Annotated in this window: 4 protein-coding genes; all 4 read left to right on the forward strand. The window is 46.6% G+C overall.

The genetic code is table 11. The features are described from left to right. A partial coding sequence (cobN, locus tag VN429_RS08725) for a cobaltochelatase subunit CobN (RefSeq protein ID WP_325632224.1) occupies nucleotides 1–3,741 on the forward strand: 3,741 nt, incomplete at its 5' end. A gap of 53 nt (nucleotides 3,742–3,794) precedes the next feature. Next, nucleotides 3,795–4,751: an ATP-binding cassette domain-containing protein gene (locus tag VN429_RS08730; protein ID WP_325632227.1), complete on the forward strand. Its 957-nt coding sequence runs from the start codon at nucleotides 3,795–3,797 to the stop codon at nucleotides 4,749–4,751. Beyond that, nucleotides 4,748–5,473 carry an ABC transporter permease gene (locus VN429_RS08735; protein ID WP_325632230.1) on the forward strand — a complete coding sequence of 242 codons (726 nt, stop codon included), beginning with the start codon at nucleotides 4,748–4,750 and terminating at the stop codon, nucleotides 5,471–5,473. The genes VN429_RS08730 and VN429_RS08735 overlap by 4 nt, the downstream gene beginning before the upstream one ends. An 82-nt stretch (nucleotides 5,474–5,555) precedes the next feature. Further along, nucleotides 5,556–5,772 (forward strand): DUF4258 domain-containing protein (locus VN429_RS08740; RefSeq protein WP_325632232.1); only part of this gene is annotated, 217 nt, incomplete at its 3' end.

Below are 5,772 nucleotides of genomic sequence, written 5' to 3' on the forward strand. Positions count from 1 at the left end.
ATACTTTACATCAGTGCAGGAACCGGAGAAAATCCATGGATACAGGAGGCATGTTCTTCCTGCGCATCAGAAAAAATCCTCCTTCAGGTCATCCAGACCACATCAGAAGCCCTTGATTCTGAAGAAAAAGCATTTGCTCAGATCATTGGAAAGATGAAGGACTGCCAGTTTCTCATCATTGCAAATCATGGCAGCTCCACATACTTCAAAAAGTTTGATCGGTTGGTAACTGCCGCAAAAGAACTGAAGATCCCGGCATTTGTCTGTAGTTCTGTGCCTGAGGAGATGAAAGACTTCAGAGGTCTCTTCCCGTACTCTGACGAGGAGTATGACTATATTCATGCTGCAATCGAACTGGGCAGCCTTGAAAACACCATAAGTCTGCTTCTCTGCATCTGCAAATGTCTAGGATTACCTGGTATCGAACTTCCTTCAATCAGATACCCACCAACAGAGGGATTTTATCATCCCTCACTTCCAGGCATCCATGATTTTCTGACCCATGCAAACAGGCTTGATCCAAAAAAACATACAATCGGGATTTTGATTCATCAGTTCTTCTATGTCAGAAAGAATCTCCATGCAGTTGATGCTCTCATCCGTGCTATCGAAGCCGAAGGGATGAATGTTCTCCCATTCTTCCTGATAACAAGTCCGAACCCAATCACCGGTGCAATGGGGATACGGAAATTTGTTGATCAGTATCTGATCAAAGACGACAGGCCGGTTATTGAGCTGCTGATCATCAACATGTCATTCTCTCAGATCTCCCTATCTGACCCAAATGATGGCTCAAAGACCGATCCTGTGTACAACTTTTTCAACGACCTGAATGTCCCCCTTCTGCAGACCATCACCATGTATCGATCCTATGAGATCTGGCAGAACGATGAGGCCGGCCTTTCTCCGGTCGAGATCTCATCAGGAGTGATCTGGCCTGAATTTGATGGACAGATAATTGCAATCCCACTTGGAACTACCGGAGAGTTTGATGGCAGAAAAAATATGTCCATACCCATACCGGGTCGTCCGGAGAGGATTGCATCAATGGCAAGAAGATGGGCAGACCTTAGAAAGACACCCATTTCTGAGCGAAAAGTAGCCATTCTTCTGTACCAGTACACCGGTGAGATGGATGCCCTTGGGGATGCCGGAGGACTGGACACACCAAAGAGCGTCATCGAGCTCCTGCACAGGCTCAAGGAAGAGGGATACTCAGTCGGAGAGATACCTGAAAGTGGAAATGATCTGATCAATGCCATGATAGCAGGTCTTACAAATGATACTCGATATCTTTCTGACGAACAGATGAGAGAACGTGCTGCTGCTCTGGTATCAAAAGACCGCTATAGCGAGTGGTTTTCAAAAATTCCAGAGAAGAACCAGGATAAAATAACCGCTGACTGGGGCTCTATACCTGGAGAGGTCATGACAGCAGGTGAGGAGTTCTGCATCCCCGGTCTTCGGACTGGAAATGTTTTCATCGGAATTCAGCCCCCTCGTGGATTATTTGAGAAGGTTGAGTCACTGATTCATTCAAATGACATGGTGATGCCTCACCAGTATCTTGCGTATTATCGCTGGATATGTGATGACTTTGGTGCACATGCTGTCATTCACATGGGAACTCACGGGACTCTTGAGTGGCTGCCAGGCAAAGGAAATGCTCTATCTGAGGAGTGTTATCCTGATCTGGTGCTCGAGGATATGCCGCATCTCTATCCCTATATCATGAATGATCCAGGAGAAGGGATTCAGGCAAAACGAAGAACATGGGCAGTTCTTCTCGATCATCTGGTACCTGCCATGATGCGGGCAGAAGGATATGGAGATCTCACAGATCTTGACAGTATCTTGCAGGAATATCTCCGTGCAGTGAGAGGCGGAGAATCTCATAAAGCAGATGATCTCATCAGGGAGATAGCCAGGATAGTGAGGGAACAGAACCTTACTAATGATCTTGGACTCTCTGAAGATGCATCAGTTCAGGAGATTGCTGCATCTGCGGAGCGAATTTATGATTATCTCTGTGAGGTCAGGGATGTCATCATAAAAGATGGACTGCATATTTTCGGACAGCCACCTCTTGATGATCGGTTTAGAGAGATGGTGTACGCTCTGACACGGCTTGAAAACGGAAAACTGCCATCTCTACGTGACGGTGTTGCACAATCACTCTCTCTCATACTTCAGGATCTCCTCGATAGTCCATCAGGATACAATGAGCAATATAACCGCATGAATGGCGAGCTCCTCGATCTCGTCGATACCCGCAGCCAGGAGCTGATCATCCTGATGGATTCATGTCAATATGAACTGTCAGAGGTTCTTTCCAGGATCACAGAGGAAGCAGGATCTATTAACCCGACTCTTGAAGCATCGATTACCGGGATCTGTACTAATATCGTTCACCGGGTCAGGCAGACAACCGATGAGATGACAAACCTCGTCCGTGGATTGGATGCAGGATATGTTCCTCCCGGTCCATGTGGCGATCCAACCCGTGGCAATGTCCACCTTCTCCCAACTGGAAAAAACTGTTACTCCATCGATCCCGCTTCAATCCCAACTCCTGCTGCCTGGCAGACCGGAAAAGCTATGGCTGACCAGATGGTAGAGAGGTACATCGAAGAAAAAGGAGAATATCCACAACGGGTTGGAATCGTTGTCTGGGCTACTGATACCATGCGTACCGGTGGTGATGATATCGCATACATTCTCTGGCTGATGGGACTAAAACCGGTCTGGTCTGACAGGGGAGGAGCAGTTACCGGCCTAGAGGTGATACCATCCAAAGAACTTGGCCGGCCACGTATCGATGTTACTCTGCGGATTAGTGGGCTGTTTCGGGATTCATTTCCAAATCTCGTGTACATGATTGATGAAGGTGTTGAGATCATCGCATCTCTTGATGAATCTGATGATCTCAATTACCTCTCAGCACACCTGAAACAGGATCTCGTGCAAAAGATCAGAGAGGGTTTTTCAGAAGAGGAGGCACGGGATAAGGCTCTTATCAGAATATTTGGCGATCCTCCCGGAAACCATGGATGTGCAGTTGGAGAAGTAGTACATGCCTCTGCATGGAAGGATAGAAAAGATCTGGCAGATGTGTACACCACCTGGGGAGCTCATGCATACGGCAGAAGATTCAAAGGAGAGAAGTGCACCGAACTCTTCAAACAACAGTTTTCAAGGCTAGACGCCACGGTAAAGAACCGGGTCTCCCAGGAATGGGACATCCTTGATGTAGATGATGATTACATCTTCCTTGGCGGAATGAACGCCTGTGTGAAGGAATATGGCAATAAGGATCCGGTATCAGTCATCGGAGAAGCGTGTGATCCGAAGAATGTTAAAACCCGTCTCCTGGATGAAGAGATCAGATTTATCTTCAGGAGTCGTGTGCTCAATCCCAGATGGATCGAAGGGCTCAAACAGCATGGATTCAGAGGAGTTCAGGAGGTAACCAACACTATTGAATACACATTCGGCTGGGATGTCACCTCTGATGCTGTGGATGACTGGGAATACCAGGCTGCTGCCGAGCATTTTCTCTTTGACGAAGAGAATCGTCAATGGATAGAAGAGAATAATCCATACGCCCTGCAGAGCATTTCGGGAAGGCTTCTTGAAGCTCATGAGCGGAGATTCTGGGAGACAGACGAGGAGACTATCCGTAAACTCCAGGAGATATATCTGGAGTCTGAAGAGTTTTTCGAGCGAGTAGGGGAAGAATGAGGCAGATCTGCAATGGTCGTCTTAAACAGTGAATACCAGGAGTGATGCAAACCATGACTGCAATTGAGACATGCGATCTTACAAAAGAGTTTGGAACACTCTGTGCCGTTGATAATCTGACATTTTCTGCTGACAACGAGATCTTTGCTCTGTTAGGGCCGAATGGATCAGGGAAGACAACCACAGTTCTGATGCTCACTACCCTTCTCACCCAGACAAAAGGAAGTGCATCCATCTGTGGGTACGATACCTTGAAAGAACCTGATAAGGTGAGAGGATGTCTCAGTTATGTTCCACAGGATATGGCTATTGATACAAATCTGACTGGACGGGAGAACATGCTCATCTTCGCGAAGTTATATGGGATATCTAATCCCAAAGACCGCGTTGACGAACTTCTTGGTGTGATGGAACTATCTGATCGGGCCGATGACCTGGCAAAGACATATTCTGGAGGAATGCGTCGCAGGCTAGAACTTGCTGAGGCCCTCGTTCATGAGCCTGAAGTGATATTTCTTGATGAACCAACGCTCGGCCTTGATGTTGCTGCCCGTAAAATCATCTGGGAACATCTGCATGAGATGAACAAGAAAGGGATGACCATCTTTGTCACAACACATTACATGGACGAGGCTGACAGGTTCTGTAACAGGGTCGGGATCATCAGTCATGGTAAAATTCAGGCGATGGGGAGACCTGCAGAACTAAAATCACACTTGATGAAGGACGTTATCACCGTCATCATTGAGGGACCGTATCACCAGATCGATCTTGAAGATCCTTTCTTTATTGGCCAGTCTGGAGATGAGTTATCGTTCACTGCAGAAAATGGTCGGCAGGCCATTTCAGTGCTCGCTGATGCACTGAGCCGGGCTGGAAACAAAGTCCGGGAGATGTCAATTCATGAACCTTCTCTGGATGATGTATTTTTGCAATCTGTCGGAAAACAGGAGGAATCAAACGGCTTCGAAGAATGGAAGTACAGATTGATGCTCAGGAGGCGATCATGAGGGGAGTCGTTACCTACATGGAACGGGACTTTATCAGATGGATCAGATACAGAGTTGGTGTAGTCTCAACACTTGTTCTTCCTGCTGCCTGGCTTCTCTTTGTAGGCCTCACCCTCCCGGTGAACTTCACGGGAAATTATCTTGATTTTATCACTCCAGGTATTGTGGTAATGACCATCCTCACTGCCGGCATATCAAGTGGCTCCCTTCTCATGTTTGATAAGATTCTTGGTTTTTTGAATAAATTCCTGGCAATGCCTGTTCCGCGTGAGAGTATTCTTGTCAGTAAGATTCTCTTCATTACCATCAGGGGGATTCTTCAGACAACCATCATCCTCATCCTTGCGGTCCTGATCGGAGCTTCTATCCTGAGTCCGATGCAGTATGCCATGACGTATCTTATTCTCTTCCTGTTCGGCGTTTTTATTGCAGCATTTTCCACAACAATTGCTCTATATCTGAATGACCATGACTCATTCGCAGTGTTCACTGCGATGGTCACGATGCCATTATTCTTCACTTCAAGCGCTCTGATGCCATACAATGTTATGCCAACCTGGCTGCGGATGATAGCCAGGGTTAACCCGCTCAGTTATGCAATCGATGCCATCAGGGATCTTGGGACCGGAGTCATTCCCATAATACCAATAACCGTACTGGCATTTTTTGCAGCAGTGGTGATGATGATAGCGGGATATATGTTCAGGAAGGTGACGGTATAATTATCGTTAGGGCTTACAGGAACGATAGAATGGCCAGATATTTATCACATTGCCCGTCTATATGTAATTGTAAGGAGAAATTTTGCAGTATCAGGATATTATTGACTACATCAAGTCAGATTCATATCTGATCACCAGCCATGCACGAAATAGAATGGCTGAACGTGGAATCTCAACTTCACAGTTAGAAGAAGCGATATTGTTTGGAGAGGTGATCGAATCGTATGAAGACGATCAGCCCTGCCCATCATATCTTCTCCTTTCAACAGCTAACAATATCTCACTACATATCGTAATAG

The organism is Methanospirillum sp. (assembly GCF_035560735.1).
GTDB lineage: Archaea > Halobacteriota > Methanomicrobia > Methanomicrobiales > Methanospirillaceae > Methanospirillum.